Origin of the sequence: Desulfofalx alkaliphila DSM 12257, from assembly GCF_000711975.1 — a bacterium.
In the GTDB taxonomy this organism is placed as follows: Bacteria; Bacillota; Desulfotomaculia; order Desulfotomaculales; family Desulfohalotomaculaceae; genus Desulfofalx; species Desulfofalx alkaliphila.
The window spans coordinates 74,861-90,971 of sequence record NZ_JONT01000013.1; the positions used below are offsets into that span (position 1 = coordinate 74,861).

The 16,111-nt window shown below is 45.4% G+C and carries 16 protein-coding genes; all 16 read left to right on the top strand.

What is annotated here, in order from left to right:
• Positions 1 to 2: 2 nt before the first annotated feature.
• Positions 3 to 938: a methionyl-tRNA formyltransferase gene (gene fmt, locus BR02_RS0108575; protein WP_031516170.1), complete on the top strand. Its 936-nt coding sequence runs from the start codon at positions 3 to 5 to the stop codon at positions 936 to 938.
• Between the two features lie 2 nt (positions 939 to 940).
• The gene (locus tag BR02_RS0108580; protein WP_031516172.1) at positions 941 to 1,708 is read left to right on the top strand and encodes a DUF116 domain-containing protein; all 768 of its coding nucleotides are present in this window, start codon (positions 941 to 943) and stop codon (positions 1,706 to 1,708) included.
• Between the two features lie 69 nt (positions 1,709 to 1,777).
• The gene (gene rsmB, locus BR02_RS0108585; RefSeq protein ID WP_031516174.1) at positions 1,778 to 3,136 is read left to right on the top strand and encodes a 16S rRNA (cytosine(967)-C(5))-methyltransferase RsmB; all 1,359 of its coding nucleotides are present in this window, start codon (positions 1,778 to 1,780) and stop codon (positions 3,134 to 3,136) included.
• Positions 3,137 to 3,177: 41 nt separating this feature from the next.
• On the top strand, positions 3,178 to 4,257 hold the full coding sequence (rlmN, locus tag BR02_RS0108590) for a dual-specificity RNA methyltransferase RlmN (protein ID WP_051688226.1): 1,080 nt from the start codon (positions 3,178 to 3,180) through the stop codon (positions 4,255 to 4,257).
• On the top strand, positions 4,258 to 5,046 hold the full coding sequence (locus BR02_RS0108595) for an FhaA domain-containing protein (protein WP_238442435.1): 789 nt from the start codon (positions 4,258 to 4,260) through the stop codon (positions 5,044 to 5,046).
• 2 nt (positions 5,047 to 5,048) lie between these two features.
• Positions 5,049 to 5,540 carry an FHA domain-containing protein gene (locus BR02_RS0108600; protein ID WP_031516180.1) on the top strand — a complete coding sequence of 164 codons (492 nt, stop codon included), beginning with the start codon at positions 5,049 to 5,051 and terminating at the stop codon, positions 5,538 to 5,540.
• Entirely contained in the window at positions 5,518 to 6,231 is a 714-nt protein-coding gene (locus tag BR02_RS0108605) for a Stp1/IreP family PP2C-type Ser/Thr phosphatase (RefSeq protein ID WP_031516182.1), read from the top strand. The genes BR02_RS0108600 and BR02_RS0108605 overlap by 23 nt, the downstream gene beginning before the upstream one ends.
• Positions 6,232 to 6,246: 15 nt before the next feature.
• Entirely contained in the window at positions 6,247 to 7,551 is a 1,305-nt protein-coding gene (locus BR02_RS0108610) for an FtsW/RodA/SpoVE family cell cycle protein (RefSeq protein WP_031516184.1), read from the top strand.
• Positions 7,541 to 8,923: a peptidoglycan D,D-transpeptidase FtsI family protein gene (locus BR02_RS0108615; protein ID WP_031516186.1), complete on the top strand. Its 1,383-nt coding sequence runs from the start codon at positions 7,541 to 7,543 to the stop codon at positions 8,921 to 8,923. The genes BR02_RS0108610 and BR02_RS0108615 overlap by 11 nt, the downstream gene beginning before the upstream one ends.
• A 7-nt stretch (positions 8,924 to 8,930) precedes the next feature.
• Positions 8,931 to 10,775: a Stk1 family PASTA domain-containing Ser/Thr kinase gene (gene pknB, locus BR02_RS0108620; RefSeq protein ID WP_031516188.1), complete on the top strand. Its 1,845-nt coding sequence runs from the start codon at positions 8,931 to 8,933 to the stop codon at positions 10,773 to 10,775.
• 26 nt (positions 10,776 to 10,801) lie between these two features.
• Positions 10,802 to 11,671: a ribosome small subunit-dependent GTPase A gene (gene rsgA, locus BR02_RS0108625; RefSeq protein WP_031516190.1), complete on the top strand. Its 870-nt coding sequence runs from the start codon at positions 10,802 to 10,804 to the stop codon at positions 11,669 to 11,671.
• Position 11,672: 1 nt separating this feature from the next.
• Positions 11,673 to 12,338 (top strand): ribulose-phosphate 3-epimerase, encoded by a 666-nt coding sequence (rpe, locus tag BR02_RS0108630; protein ID WP_031516192.1) that lies wholly within the window; start codon positions 11,673 to 11,675, stop codon positions 12,336 to 12,338.
• Entirely contained in the window at positions 12,338 to 12,463 is a 126-nt protein-coding gene (locus BR02_RS16000; RefSeq protein WP_274377122.1) for an RCKP-type rubredoxin-like domain-containing protein, read from the top strand. Before rpe ends, BR02_RS16000 begins: the two co-directional genes overlap by 1 nt.
• A gap of 276 nt (positions 12,464 to 12,739) precedes the next feature.
• The gene (locus BR02_RS0108640) at positions 12,740 to 13,927 is read left to right on the top strand and encodes a quaternary amine ABC transporter ATP-binding protein (RefSeq protein WP_031516194.1); all 1,188 of its coding nucleotides are present in this window, start codon (positions 12,740 to 12,742) and stop codon (positions 13,925 to 13,927) included.
• Between the two features lies 1 nt (position 13,928).
• Positions 13,929 to 14,768 (top strand): ABC transporter permease, encoded by an 840-nt coding sequence (locus BR02_RS0108645; protein ID WP_031516196.1) that lies wholly within the window; start codon positions 13,929 to 13,931, stop codon positions 14,766 to 14,768.
• Between the two features lie 12 nt (positions 14,769 to 14,780).
• Positions 14,781 to 15,674 carry a glycine betaine ABC transporter substrate-binding protein gene (locus BR02_RS0108650; RefSeq protein ID WP_238442436.1) on the top strand — a complete coding sequence of 298 codons (894 nt, stop codon included), beginning with the start codon at positions 14,781 to 14,783 and terminating at the stop codon, positions 15,672 to 15,674.
• Positions 15,675 to 16,111 lie beyond the last annotated feature (437 nt).

Sequence of the window (16,111 nt, forward strand, 5' to 3'; positions counted from 1 at the left end):
CGATGCGTATAGTTTATATGGGAACTCCGGACTTTGCAGTGCCCTGCCTAGAGGAAATCATTAAAAAAGGCCACCGACTTGTTGCTGTGGTGACACAGCCCGATCGGCCCCGGGGCAGGGGACGCAAGTTACAGCCTCCACCGGTTAAGGTGGTTGCTGAAAAAAACAATATTCCTGTTTTGCAGCCGGAGCAAATTAAAACAGCGGAGTTTTATCAAGAGCTGGAACAGCTGAACCCGGATTTAATAGTGGTTGTGGCCTACGGGAAAATTTTGCCTTTGAGGATTTTGCAAATCCCGCCACTGGGTTGTATCAATGTACACGCATCGTTGCTGCCTAAATACAGGGGTGCTGCACCAATACACTGGGCGGTTATTAACGGCGAAAAGCAAACCGGTATTACAACCATGTATATGGATGAAGGTATGGATACCGGTGATGTTATCTTATCAGAGGCGATAGAAATAAAACCGGACGACACCGTTGGAGATGTGCATGATCGTTTGGCTCTGTTGGGTGCCAAGGTGCTGGGAGAAACCATTGACGGTATTTTGCGTGGCCATGCCCCCCGCTTTGCCCAAGACCATGATCAGGCAAGCTATGCACCGATGTTAAAACGTGAGCATGAATTGATTCATTGGTCCAGGGGAGCAGAGGATATTAATAACCAGGTCCGTGGTATGAATCCATGGCCGGGAACCTATACCACCATGGATGGGGAAATATTAAAGGTTTGGCGTACAAAGGTGCTGGAAAAAGAAAGCGGCAGCTTGCCGGGAACCGTTGTGGCCATTGAAGACCGGTGTCCGGTGGTGCAAACGGGTAAAGGCTGTTTAGCGCTACTGGAGTTGCAGCTGCAGGGCGCTAAAAGGCTTGATGCGGCCAGTTTTTTACGCGGCAGGCCGATAGCTGTAGGCAGCGTCTTAGGGAGGGAGTAATTTTGATTGCAAATACCGCCGCTCAACCCCAGGCAAAAAAGAGATTGTTCATCGGACTGTTGGCCGGCAGTTTGCTGACAGTGGGCGGGGTGGCCGGTTTGCTGTGGTATCTGTTATCACAGCCCACCACTGTTCTTCAGCAGATATTGTTAGTGGTCTTGATTGGTTTTATTCTAATTGCCATGGTGGCAGTGGCCTTTGGTATTGGCGGCATTGTGCTGACCATTTGGTTGGCTAAGACAATAAGTCCTCTACAACCTCTAATGCGAACGGCCATGAGTGTATTATTTCCCATGGCTATCGGTTTGGGGAAAATATTTAAAATTGATACCAATAACATTAAAAGGTCATTTATTGAAGTTAACAATCAGTTGGTACGAACCAGGGAATTAAAAGTAAAGCCATGGCAACTTTTAGTATTGGCTCCCCATTGTTTACAAAAAAGCAGTTGCCCACATAAAATAACCTCCAACATATCCAATTGTAAGAGATGTGGGGATTGCCCGGTGGATCAATTATTAGCGATTCGCGATAAAATGGGTGTTAATGTTGGACTGGCTACCGGTGGTACCTTGGCAAGAAAGTATGTAAAAGAATATCGTCCAAAGGCCATTGTTGCCATTGCCTGTGAGCGTGACCTTGCAAGCGGCATTCAAGACTCAACGCCCATTCCGGTATTGGGAGTACTGAATGAACGTCCCTTTGGGCCTTGTTTTAATACACAAATATCTGTGTATCGGCTGGAAGAAGCAATCAGATATTTCATATAAGAAAAACTAAGGTTTCGCCCGGGTCAAATACTTGAGGGGACCCAAGTTTTTCTAACAGGAGTGAAAGATATGTCTAAGGTTAATGCCCGAGAATTGGCACTAAAGGTGCTCACTGCAGTGGATGAAGAAGGGGCTTATGCCAACTTGGCACTTAATAGGGTGTTAGAAAGATATCGTCCACAGAAACTTGACCGGGCCTTTGCCACTGAATTGGCCTATGGCACATTGAGAACGTTAAATACCTTAGATTGGGTACTGTCAATGTTTTTAAAGCAGCCACTGGCTTCACAGTCAACGGCGGTACGGGGCATATTAAGGATGGGTACCTATCAATTATTATTTATGGATCGAGTACCGCCTTCAGCGGCCTGCAACGAAGCAGTGGAGTTAACTAAAAAATATGCCACCCCAGGGGTAGTTAAGTTTGTCAACGGGGTGCTGCGCAATATTACGCGAAACTTACACAAGATTCAATATCCGGATCTAGAAAATGATGCGGTAGGTCATATTTCCTTAAAGTACTCTCATCCCACCTGGATGGTAAAAAGGTGGTTGAATGAGTTTGGATTACAGGAAACCATTGCACTGTGCAAGGCAAATAACCAAACCCCACCCAACACCGTGCGCACTAACACGCTGCGCATCAGCAGGGAGGAGTTGTTAACCAGACTGCAAGATGAGGGGGTAAAGGCACAGCCAACCTCATATGCCCCCGAGGGACTTAATTTAGACGGTTTTTTATCCTTGCGGGCACTGCCTTCTTTTCAGCAGGGGCTTTTTCAGGTGCAGGATGAGAGCTCTATGTTGGTGGGGCATGCCATTAGCCCCCATGCCGGGGCAAAGGTGATTGACTGTGCGGCGGCACCTGGTGGAAAATCTACCCATATGGCCCAGTTGATGGGTAATGAAGGTAAGGTTATCGCTTTAGATGTACACCCACACAAACTGAACTTAATTCAAGATAACTGCCGTCGTTTGGGTATATCTATTATAGAAGGCAGAGTGGGGGATGCTAGGGATATACCGGAACAGCTGCGTCAATGGGCTGACTATGTTTTGCTGGATGCACCCTGCTCCGGTTTGGGTGTGTTGCGCAGACGTCCTGATGCCCGCTGGCGAAAGGAATCATACCACATCTCTAGCATAGTGAAGTTACAGCAGGAAATGCTGGACAGTGTGAGTAAATGTGTACGTCCCGGCGGTGTGCTGCTTTACAGCACATGCACAATCACCGAGGAAGAAAATATACGGCAAGTAAAATCCTTTTTGGATAGACACAAAGAATTTGAGCTTGAGCCTTTAACACCTTACATATCAGAAAAATTGTCTGATGAGCCCGGTGTAAAAGAGGGGTATATTCAATTGCTGCCCCATGTGCATGGTATGGATGGTTTCTTCATAGCAAGAATGAAAAAAAGAGGAGTTTAGGTAAATTTTGTAGAATAAAAGCCACAAGAAGAGGCGGTTATATGTCCAAAGCTAACCTTAAGGATCTTGATTTAAATGAGATAATGGATTTTTTAGCAGGCTTGGGTGTTGAAGGTTACCGAGCAAGTCAGTTATGTCAGTGGGTTTTTCAAAAGGGTGTAACAAATTTTAATGATATGACAAATATTCCAATGGAGTTGCGCCAAAAACTGGATGCAGTTTGCTCCTTAGGTGGAATGGATATACTGTCCAAACAGGTATCCCGGCGAGACGGTACAATAAAATATTTATTTGGTCTTCCCGACGGAGTAGCAGTAGAAGGTGTTTTAATGCGGCATTCTTACGGTAATTCTGCTTGTGTTTCTACACAGGCGGGTTGCCGAATGGGTTGCCGTTTTTGCGCTTCTACCATTGACGGCATGGTGCGCAACTTAACTTCAGGAGAAATGTATGACCAGGTCTTGGCAATTCAAAGGGATGTGGGTGACAGGGTAAGTCACCTGGTCTTGATGGGTTCCGGTGAACCCCTTGATAATTATCATCAAACCTTGCGCTTTATTGCTAAGGTGAGTGCGCCCTATGGTTTAAATATCAGTTTACGGCACATTACCTTGAGCACCTGCGGTATAGTGCCGGGAATAAAAAGGCTTGCCAATGAGGGTTTGCCTATCACCCTCGCGGTGTCATTGCATGCACCCAATGATGCCATTAGAAACAGTCTTATGCCCATTAATCGAAAGTATCCTCTCTCTGAATTAATTCCCGCATGCAGAGAATATATAAATTTAACAGGTCGCAGGGTAACCTTTGAATATTCGCTTATAAAAGGTATTAACGATGGCATTGAGCAGGCTTGGGAACTGGCGGCATTGTTAAAAAATATCCTTTGCCATGTCAACCTTATTCCTGTTAACCCGGTAAAGGAACGGGAATATCAAAAAACTGACAGGGACAGGGTAATAGCGTTTCAAAAGGAATTAGAAAGGCATGGTATAAATGCTACGGTGCGCAAAGAGATGGGCTCAGATATTGACGCGGCCTGTGGCCAACTTCGTCGCAGAAAAAGTGACAGTTGCCGGTCTTCACCGGCCATGCCTTCAAAAGTACAATTAAAGAGGTGAATGGCTATGGGCCTCTTTTCCGGTCTTGAAGGTAATTTAGAAAAATACATTGAAGGTTTTTTTAAAGACAAATTTAAAGGGCGGATACAGCCGGTGGAAATAGCGAAGCGCTTAGCCCGTGAAATGCGAGATAAGCGCAGGGTAAGTGTTAAAAAAACCTATGTGCCCAACGAATATAAGGTGATGCTGAACCCCGAAGATTGGGAAAGTATCGGTGCATTTAACAAAATGTTATCATTGGAGCTGCAGGATTACCTGGAGCAAAAGGCAAAAGAAAAAAGGTTTACTTTGGTAGCTCCGCCGGTGGTAGAATTGGAAAAGAATAAGGATATATCCGCCGGTGACATTGAATTGCTGTCATCCTTTAGTGAAGCAATACCTTTAACAAAAGAAGAATTACGCCAGCACAACAAAAATGCTTTTGAAGACGAAGAAATACATAAAACACAAATGTATAAACCGGTAAAGGGCACAGAACCCATAGAAAAGCTAATGACAGCAAAGTATTCTTTGGTAGTGCTGGAAGGTCGTGATGTGGGGAAAACATTTTTGTTAAATAACTACCGTGCTGTTATCGGACGAAAAAACACCTGTGATATTGTTTTAACAGACCCAAGTGTGTCAAGGCGCCATGCGCAAATTGATAATGTTAATGATGGGTACCTGTTGACTGATCTCAACAGTACCAATGGTACGCTGGTTGGTGGGGTAAAGGTAACAAAAAAATTGCTTCAACCAAAAGATCTTATCACCTTTGGTACAACAGTGTGCCAATTTAAGGTGGATTGATCATGCTTGGAATTGTATTGTTGGCATTACGACTTTTATTTTTAGGCTTATTCTATTTGTTTTTATTAAAGCTAGTAATTATGGTTGTTGGGGATCTGCGCAAGGCCCCGGCTGCACACAGCCAAAAAGGCGGACATATTATTATCCCCAAGGAGATTAAAGGCGGTGACGGTGCAACTTTAGTGGTTGTTGCCAGTGAAAATGATATGATTAAACCGGGGTTTAAAATTTATCTTGGCGACAGTACAAGATTAGGCAGGTCCGCAAAGAATGATGTTTCCATTGTGGATGATTTTGTTTCAACGGAGCACGCGGCCATTAAGCTAAAGGACGGACAGTATTGGTTGGAAGATATGGGAAGTCTAAATGGTACCTATTTAAACGAAAAAAGGTTAACCCGGCCTGCGGTGCTGGCCAATGGAGATAGGGTGCGGTTGGGTGGAGTTAGTTTTGAGTTTGTGAGGTGGGCACATGAGGTGGAGTCAAATAACTGAAGTGGGGCTGGTTCGTTCAGAAAATGAAGATAGCCTGCTTGTCTGCCCTGACATTGGGCTCTTTGTGGTGGCAGATGGAATGGGTGGTCACCAAGCCGGAGAGGTAGCCAGCAGACAGGCCCTGGTTTATCTAGAGCGGTATCTTAGACGCGAACTGCCCAATACCGCCGATGTCGGTAAGTTGGTGGTAGAAGCCATGGAGCAAGCAAACAGACATGTATACGAAATGGCCTGCAATGACGCAAATTTACAAGGCATGGGCACCACGGTAACTGCATGTCTGTTAAGCGGCGACACTGTTTATGTGGCCCATGTGGGTGACAGCAGAGCATATCTGTTGAGGGGGAACACCATTAAACAGGTTACCGATGATCATTCATTGGTGGGTGAGCTGGTAAAGAATGGCAGCATTACCGAAGATTTGGCCCAGGTACATCCCCGCAGAAATGTTTTAACCCAAGCTGTCGGTGCAATGACCAATGTTGAAGTTGATTTATATAAATTAGTGCTCTATAAGGGCGATAGGTTATTATTGTGTACAGACGGTTTGACCAATCATTTGGTGGGTAAGGAAATACATGCCATTGTCAGCAGTGTCGATACCCCCGATGAAGCGGTGAAAAAGTTAGCCAACGCAGCCCTGGAGCAAGGCGGTACAGATAATGTTTCAATCATTTTGATTGAAATATAATTGGGGAGGGTGCCCATGGTTAGCGAAACCGGTGCCGGCAATTTAAGTGTGAGTACCCGGCAGAGGGAGCATAGACTGTTATTTTATGGCGGTCTGTACCTGTGGGTGGGTGTGCTGACTTTATACCTGGGAATGGACCATATGCCCCATGCTTACATGGTGGTGGCGGGGGCCCTAGGTACTTTTGTTGGCTTTTTGTCACTTAGTTGGTTGTGGCGGCTGACCGGATTTAGGGCTGATCCTTATTTATTGCCCATAATCACCGTATTAATATCCACAGGTTTGGTTTTTTTGTTGAGGTTGCAACCCCATTATGCAATCCGCCAATTTGCCTGGTTGTTGGTGGCCCTTGTGGCCTTGGCCTTGGTTACCACCTTGTTTCGCAATTATCACCTATTGTCTGAATATCGTTATATTTACGCCCTGCTAGGGGTTATAGCTTTAGTGGTACCAATTTTTTTTGGGGAAGAATTGGGCGGTGCCAAACGGTGGTTAGAATTGCCCTGGTTTCAGGTGCAAACGTCAGAATTTGTTAAAATAGTGTTGGTTTTATTTTTGGCCTCCTATCTTGCTGAAAATAAGAGAATACTAACCACAGGAACAGGGTCGGTTTTTGGCATACCGGTGCCAAGCCTGCGGGAGTGGGGGCCGATGCTGGTGATGTGGGGAATTGCCTTGGTGCTGTTGGTGTTTCAAAGGGACTTAGGCACTGCCTTGATCTATTTTTGTACCTTTCTTGCCATGTTATATGTTGCCACAGCCAGGATTTTTTATATATTATTTGGTTTGACCATGTTTATAATAGGAGCATTTATTTGTTATCTTTTGTTTTTTCATGTGCAGGTGAGGGTAGACATATGGCTTAATCCTTGGCCCTTATATGATTCTTACGGCTACCAAATTATACAGTCACTTTTTGCCATGGGCAGTGGCGGAGTTTTGGGTTCAGGTTTAGGGGCAGGGAGACCGGACTTAATTCCTGCGGCCCACACAGATTTTATATTTGCTGCCATTTCTGAGGAGATGGGTCTATTGGGTGGCGCCGGGATTATTCTTCTCTTTATCCTCTTAATCTATCGCGGCTTGCGGATAGCCCTGGAGGCAAAGGATGACTTTTCTGCCCTGTTGGCAGCAGGCTTAACTGCACTGATGGGTTTGCAGGTTTTTATTATATTGGCCGGGGTGATGAAGTTACTGCCCTTAACCGGTATCACTTTGCCTTTCATAAGTTACGGCGGCAGTTCTCTGGTAGCTAACTCTATCATTTTAGGATTATTGTTGAATGTGTCCCACAAGGCGGTTGTTTCTAATGAAAAATAACATTCGCAATTTAGGGATTTTTATTTTGTTGTTGTTGACCATATTGATATTCTATCTGTCGTATATACATTTAAAAATGGGTTCTGAGCTGGCTTCTCATCCAAATAACCGTCGCATGGCAGAGCAGATGGCCAATATACACCGGGGCAGTATATATGACAGAAAGGGTGTTGTCCTGGCAGAAAGCAGGTGGGTTGATGAAGGCAGCGTCCGGGTTTACCCAAGGGGCGCGGAAACTGCCAATATTATAGGCTACACTTCTAAAAAATATGGAGCAAGCGGCTTGGAATCCACTTATGACATTGAACTTTTAGGTATGAACAGGGAGGAAAAACTTTTTAATGAAATAAGAAAAGCCACCGGCCAAAGCCAGCTTGGGCAGGATTTGGTATTAACCTTGGATGCAGAGTTACAGCACTTGGCGGTGGAACTCTTGGGCGGCAAGAGGGGTGCGGTGGTGGCTGTGGACCCGCGCACCGGAGCAATTTTGGCAGCGGCAACATCCCCGTCCTTTGATCCCAATAATTTAGAGCAAGAATGGGAGCATCTACAAAATAATAAGGATGCACCGCTTTTGAACAGGGCTTTTCAGGGGGCCTATCCACCGGGTTCGGTGATGAAATTAATTACAGCGGCCGGGGCCTTGGCCCAGGGACACCAGGGCGGGGACCTTGTCAATTGCCCGGGCTATCTGATGGTGGAAGGTTTTAAGCTGGAAGATAATGTACATGGCCATGTGGACTTGACCGAAGCCTTGGTGGTATCGTGCAATACCGCCTTCGGGCAACTGGCTTTAGAAATGGGACGGCAACCCTTTGTGCAAGTTGCAGAGCAGTTTGGCTTTAATACTGATTTTGCTTTAGGTGTAGAAAGCCGGCCCAGCACCATGGGGGATATTGAAAACATGGACAGCAGGCAATTGGCGGTTACAGCCATAGGCCAAGGGGATTTGCTGGTCAGTCCACTACACATGGCCATGGTGGCGGCGGCTGTGGCAAACGGTGGCTCGATGATGCAGCCCTATTTGGTGCAAGAAGTAAGAAACTCTTTAGGCAAAACGTCATATCAGCATAGACCCGGTCTTATGCTGCAGGCCACTGACGCAGAAACGGCCCGGATTATCGGTGATGCCATGGCTGCAGCGGTGGAGAGGGGAACGGCAAGGGCTGCGGCCATAGGTGGAATAGAGGTGGCAGGAAAGACGGGTACCGCTGAAAACCCCCATGGTGCTTCCCATGCTTGGTTTGTAGGCTTTGCCCCGGTTCAGCAGCCCAGGGTTGCGGTGTCTGTAATAATTGAAAACGGTGGTTCAGGTGGCAGGGTGGCAGCACCAATTGCACAAAAAGTGATATCTGAGGCATTGATGAGGTGAAGAAAAAATGATCGGTAAGCTATTGGGGAACCGGTATGAAATACAGGAACAACTGGGCGGCGGTGGGATGGCCGTTGTTTACAAGGCTAAGGATACTTTTTTAAATCGCTTGGTTACAATTAAGGTGTTAAGGTCGGAGTTTGTATCTGACAGTGATTTTATCCGTCGCTTTCGCCGAGAGGCACAGGCTGTGGCCAGCCTTTCTCACTCTAACATTGTTAACATTCATGATGTTGGCCAGGAAGAAGATACCCATTATCTGGTAATGGAGTATATAGATGGGGACAACTTAAAGAATTTTATTCAAGACAAGCCCGACCTGCCTATACATGAAATAGTAAGCATTGTGCGGCAAATTTGTGATGCCCTGCAGCATGCCCATGAAAACAATATTGTACACCGGGATGTAAAGCCCCATAATATTTTAATTACCCCTAACCATCGGGTAAAACTTACCGATTTTGGCATTGCTTTAGAAGCCACCACCGGCACAATTACAAATACTCAAACTATTATGGGCTCTGTGCATTATATATCACCGGAACAGGCAAAGGGGGAAACCCCCGGCCCGCAATCAGATATCTACTCCCTTGGTGTGGTGCTGTATGAAATGCTTACTTCACAGCTACCGTTCAAAGGAGACGGCCCGGTGGCGGTGGCATTAAAACATATACAAGAGCAGCCTCCACTTCCTGGGGAAATAAACCCACATATACCTAAGGAATTAGAACGAGTTGTGTTAAAGGCAATGGAAAAAAATCCTGATCAGCGGTACCGGTCTGCCCAAGAGTTCAGTTCGGAACTGCTGAGGGCTGTAAATGGCCAAAGGGCTGTTCCGGATCAGGAGGATGACTTTGCCACTCAAGTTTTACCAAGCAATATAAAGGCCGAGCAGGAAGAAATAAAGTCCAAAAAAGAAGATAAAAAAGCAAAGGCAATCAAAATCAGCGTACTGGCGGGTCTGTTGCTTTTGAGCTTATTGGGCGGAATGTTGTTTGCACTTTTTAATTACCTAAATGTACCTGAAGTGGCAGTGCCCGAGGTGGAAGGCTTACCTGTGGAAGAAGCGCGCATTTTATTGGCAGGGGAGGGCTTAGAGCCCACGGAGCGTGAAATACATAGCAGCTCAGTTGAGAAGGGGATTGTTATTTCCCAGAGTATAGCACCGGGTACCAAGGTGAAAAAGGGCCGTGCCATAGAGATGACCGTCAGCTTGGGTCCGGAAATGCAAACACTTCCCGATGTGACAAATCTGCCCATCAGTGACGCGCGAATAATGCTGCACAATGCTGATTTTAATTATAAGGAAAATGAAGTATTCGATGAAAATGTAGAAGCGGGCTACGTGATCAGTCAGGATCCACCCCACGGTAAGCACCCCAAGGGTATTACCGTGGAGCTTAAAGTAAGCAAGGGTCCGGAGTTTAACTTCCAATCTGTGCCTAATTTAATTGGCTTAAACATTGATGCGGCCCGGGCAAGGTTGGCTGAGTATAACTTGGTGCTGGCTCAACCTGTAAAGGGAGAGCGCAGTGACAGGTATCTCGAAGGCCAGGTGATTAGACAAACTCCCGAATCCGGTACGGAAATAAGAGAAGGTTCTGAAGTGTCAATTGTGGTAAGTGAAGGGCCCGGCCCCGCAAAAAGAACGGTTAATGTCACCGTGCCCATTGATGATGATGGAAAAAGTCATGAAGTGAGAATAAGTGTGGAGGATGTCCGTGGCACCAGGGATGTGTATGTTGCCACGCGCTCTTCCGGTGAAATTGTTGTGGAGCCTGTGGAGTATTATGGAAATGCTGTCATTCGGGTATATATTGACGGGGAATTAAAGTTTGATCAATCCCCATAATTTAAGCTTTTCTTTGGGGGGTTTGTATGATTGAAGGCATAGTTGTCAAAGCATATAGTGGATATTATTATGTGCAGGACGGTGATGCCCAGTGGATTTGCCGTTTAAGGGGCAAGTTTCGTTATGACAAACAAAAGGTTTTGGTGGGCGACCGGGTGCGCTTAAAACCGGCAGAGAAAAATACCGGCGTAGTTTATGAGGTGCTAAATAGACGCAATGAATTGTTGCGCCCACCGGTGGCCAATGTGGATCAGGGGGTAATTACCTTTGCCGTTGCTCACCCGGAACCGAATTTAAGCCTCTTGGATCGGTTTTTGGTACTGGCTGAAAGCTCGGGGGTAAAGCCGGTAATATGTTTAAATAAGGCTGATTTATTAGGGGAGCAAGAACCGGAATGGTTAGACCTATATCGGAGAATTGGCTATGGGGTATTTTATACCAGTACTAAGTATAATACCGGCTTAGATGAACTGAGGGCAGAGTTGAGGGGTAAGATTTCTGTTTTTGCAGGCCCGTCGGGGGTGGGTAAATCAAGTTTGTTAAATTCCATTAAACCGGGGCTTAAATTAAAAACAGGGGAAATAAGCGAAAAATTAAAGCGGGGTAGGCATACCACACGGCATGTTGAGTTATTACCAATAAACGGCGGCCTGGTGGTGGACACACCGGGTTTTTCAAACCTCAATCTACCTGAAATACCGGCAGCGGAACTGATGCATTACTTTCCTGAACTGGCAAAGTTTCAAGGGAAATGCCGTTTTACCAGCTGTACCCATAACATGGAACCCCAATGTGCAATTAAAAAGGCAGTGGACCTGGGGGAAATTGATGCCGGAAGATATAATAACTATTTACAATTTTTAAACGAGTTAACAGAACGGGAGAGGAGATATTAGTATGATAAAGTTGGCCCCATCAATATTGTCGGCAGATTTTGCCCGCCTGGCCCAAGAGGTGAACACTGTGGAGCGAGCAGGTGCTGAATATTTGCACCTTGATGTGATGGACGGACATTTCGTACCTAATATAACCATTGGCCCATTGGTGGTACAGGCGCTAAGACCCCATTCAAAAATGTTTTTTGATGTGCACCTGATGATTGCACAACCGGACAAATACCTGGCGGACTTTGTGGAAGCCGGTGCTGACTTGGTAACGGTGCACGTGGAAGCATGCACTCACCTTCACCGGGTAGTAACACAAATTAAAGAATTGGGTGTTAAAGCCGGGGTGGCACTAAATCCGGCTACTCCGATAAGTGCTGTGGAACATGTACTGCCACTGGTGGATTTGGTGTTATTAATGACAGTTAACCCTGGCTTTGGTGGGCAAAAATTTATTCCCCAGGTGCTGCCTAAAATTAAGCAAGTACGGGAATTAATAGCTAATACAGGCCTAAACACTGAAATACAAGTGGACGGCGGTATTAACATAGAAACAGCCGGAAAGGTTGTAGAGTGTGGTGCCAAGGTATTGGTGGCAGGCTCAGCTATCTTTAACAGCAATGATAGGGAGCATGCGGTACAAGCATTACGCAAGGCCGCTTTAGGAGGTGATAAATAATGGCAACATGGATCTGCACCCAGTGCGGTGAGAAAAAAGAGGGTCGCTGCAAGCCAAGAAAATGCCCTGCATGTGGTGCGTCGGGTACTGAAACCTTTAAAAAAGATGAGGAAACAAACAAATAAGTGAATATCAAGTAATTATTTTAAGTGAACGGGATAAGATTAGCTTATCCCGTTTCTTATTGTTATATTGTTCCTAGACAAACCAAGTGACCTACTGTTATAATCATAACAAAATGGAATAATTTTGTTATGGGGTTAATTTATAACCCTTTTATTTTTTAAGTTGAAATTATCGGATAAAACTAGGGTATGGGCTTACAATATAGATTATATACCGGGCGGTGATAATAAACTGTTTTTGTAACCTCAGCAATTTACGAAAGAAGGTTGTAATTAATGAAGAAGATAGAGGTTAAAAATTTAGTGAAAATATTTGGCGACAACCCTGACAGGGCATTAAAGTTGCTGCAGCAGGGTATAGATAAAGATGAAATCTTGGCAAAAACCAAACAAACAGTGGGAGTATATAATATAAATTTTGATGTGGAAGCTGGGGAAACCTTTGTGCTGATGGGTTTATCCGGTAGCGGCAAATCAACGCTGCTACGTTGTTTGAATCGATTGATTGACCCTACCGGAGGCGAAGTTTATATTGACGGGGAAGATATAACTAAGGTAAATGAAGAGTCATTACGCAACATTAGACGGCGGAAGTTAGGGATGGTGTTTCAAAAGTTTGCCCTGTTCCCACATCGTACCGTATTGGAAAACGCTGCCTTTGGCTTAGAAATACAAGGCATTGATGAGCAAGAAAGATTTGACAAGGCCCAACGGGCATTGGAGTTGGTTGGTTTAAAGGGTTATGAGAAGTCTATGCCAAGTCAACTCTCCGGTGGGATGCAGCAGCGGGTAGGCTTGGCCAGGGCCCTATCCAGCGATCCGGATATACTGCTAATGGATGAAGCCTTTAGTGCCTTGGATCCCTTAATTCGTAAAGAAATGCAAGACGAACTCTTGTCCATTCAAAGCCAGATGAACAAGACTATCATATTTGTAACCCACGATTTGGATGAGGCCCTTAAAATTGGTGACCGCATTGCCCTAATGAAGGACGGTGCCATTGTGCAAATAGGCACACCTGAAGAAATATTAACAAACCCTGCCAATGATTACGTTGAACGCTTTGTAGAAGATGTGGACATGACCAAGGTACTTACCGCTGAGGGCATTATGAAGAGCCCACAGGTGGTGATTACCATAAAGGACGGCCCTCGCTTGGCATTGCGCCTAATGAAGGAGCACGGTTTATCCAGTATTTTTGTAACTACCCGGGACAGAAAGCTCTTGGGTATTGTAACTGCGGACTGCTGTGTTGACGCGGTGGTAAACGGTTACAATGATATTAATCGGCTGGTAATAACTGATGTCCCAAAGGTAAATTTGGAAGCCCATGTGAATGAAATTATTCCATTGATGGCAGACTCAAAATACCCTGTGGCCGTGGTTGATGAACAGGACAAATTAAGAGGTGTACTGGTACGGGGCGCGGTGCTGGCCGGCATGATGAAGAAGGGGGGCGAATAAAATGGAATTGCCTAAACTTCCCATTGGTGCCGGTGCGGAATTGTTGGTGGACGCTGCTGAAACCTATCTGGGCTGGCTATTTGATTTTATAACAATAGTCATTAAAGCGCTGGTGGGCAATTTTGCAGATTTGCTGAATATGATGTCGCCCTTGCTCTTTATCGTAATTGTATCTGCCATTGCATGGCGGCTTGCCGGTAACAGGGTAGCCATTGGGTCCGCCCTTGGTTTACTGTTAATTCTAAATATGGGTATGTGGAAACCGGCAATGGATACCATAGCCTTGGTATTAATAGCCACACTCTTTGCTTTAATTATCAGCATACCCTTGGGAATTCTCACTGCCCGTTACCAGATGGCCCATAGGGTGGTCATGCCCATCTTGGATTTTATGCAGACAATGCCGCCCTTTGTATATTTAGTGCCGGTGGTAATACTCTTTGCCATCGGAGAAGTGCCGGGCTTAATTGCTACCGTTGTGTTTGCAATGCCTCCGGCCATTAGGCTCACCGGCTTGGGTATTAGACAAGTCCCTGAAGATTTGATAGAAGCTGCTGAAGCCTTTGGGGCCACCGAAAGTCAGAAACTGTTTAAGGTACAATTACCCTTGGCCATGCCCACCATTATGGCCGGTGTAAACCAATGCATACTGTTGGCCTTATCAATGGTGGTAATTGCAGCTATGGTTGGTGTGGGTGGCTTAGGCGGTATGGTGCTCCGGGGAATTCAACGTTTGGATGTGGGGTTGGCCTTTGAAGCCGGGCTATCAATTGTAATTATAGCTATCATCCTTGACCGCATTACCCAAAAAATTGGGTTTAATAACAAAACAAATAAATAAGGGGGAGAAAAGGTGAAAAGATTTAGTAAAGCCAGTGTACTGCTTGCCATGCTTGTCATTTTGAGCCTAGCATTGGCGGGTTGTACAGGCGGCGGGGGAGAACAGGACCCTGCGGCACAGCAAGCACAGGATGCAGGCACAGTTGTGTTGGGATATGTAGAGTGGGATTCTGAAATTGCCAGCACACACGTGGTTAAAGAAGTACTGGAGAGCAAAATGGGTTATGAGGTGGAAACCGTTCCGGTGGATGCTGCATTGATGTACACCGGCTTGAGCCGGGGGGATTTTGACGCCATTGTGTCATCTTGGCTGCCGGTTACCCACGGAGAGTACCTGGATAGGGTTAAAGATGATGTGGAGAACTTGGGAGCTAACCTAGACGGTGCCAAAATCGGTTTGGTAGTGCCCGCCTATGTGGAAATTGATTCCATTGAAGAAATGAATGAAATAGCAGACCGGTTCAACGGCCAAATTATTGGCATTGAACCCGGTGCAGGGGTTATGAATGCCACTGAAGCTGCCATTGAAGAATATGGTCTTGATAACTTTACCTTAATGGACAGCAGTAGTGCTGCCATGGCTGCATCATTACAGAGAGCAATTAATGATAACCAATATATTGCAGTTACCGGCTGGACTCCCCACTGGAAGTTTGCCAAGTTTGATTTGAAGTACTTGGATGATCCTAAGGGTGTCTATGGCGGTGAAGAACACATTGCAACCTTAGTTACATTGGACCTCAAAGAGACTAAACCGGAAGTTTATAACTTCTTAAATAACTTCTACTGGGAACCGTCTGACATGGAAGATGTTATGGTCTTGATATACGAAGGAATGTCACCGGAGGAAGCTGCTAAGCAGTGGGTTGAAGAAAACAGTGACAAGGTGGAGGCATGGCTGCCTTAAATAAAAAGCTTTTAGGGTAGGGGTGGACAAGGTCCGCCCCTACCCTAATTTTACAATAATACCTGACCTGCCGGGCGTGGCATAGTGTAAAATTGTTGTAGGAAAAAAAGAAATAAGAGACCACTCTTTTTGGTAAAATAAAGTCGAGCAAAACCCAAATTACCAAAGGAGTGTCTCTTGTGAATACTATTCTACTACAAAAAAATTCATTGAGCAATTATTAAATTTTTTTGCTTCAGATAGAATTAAGGCCATTGAAGAGATGGAAACCACCTTAAAAGAATACACGGACAATTTTATTGTGGATATGATGAGTGCATATCTTGAAGCCCTTGATAAATCTATAGTAGAAGACAAAACCGGCCGTAAAAACAAAGGTCTGGTAATACAAAGAAAAAATGATAAGCGAGAATTATTTACGGTTTTTGGTCCTATGC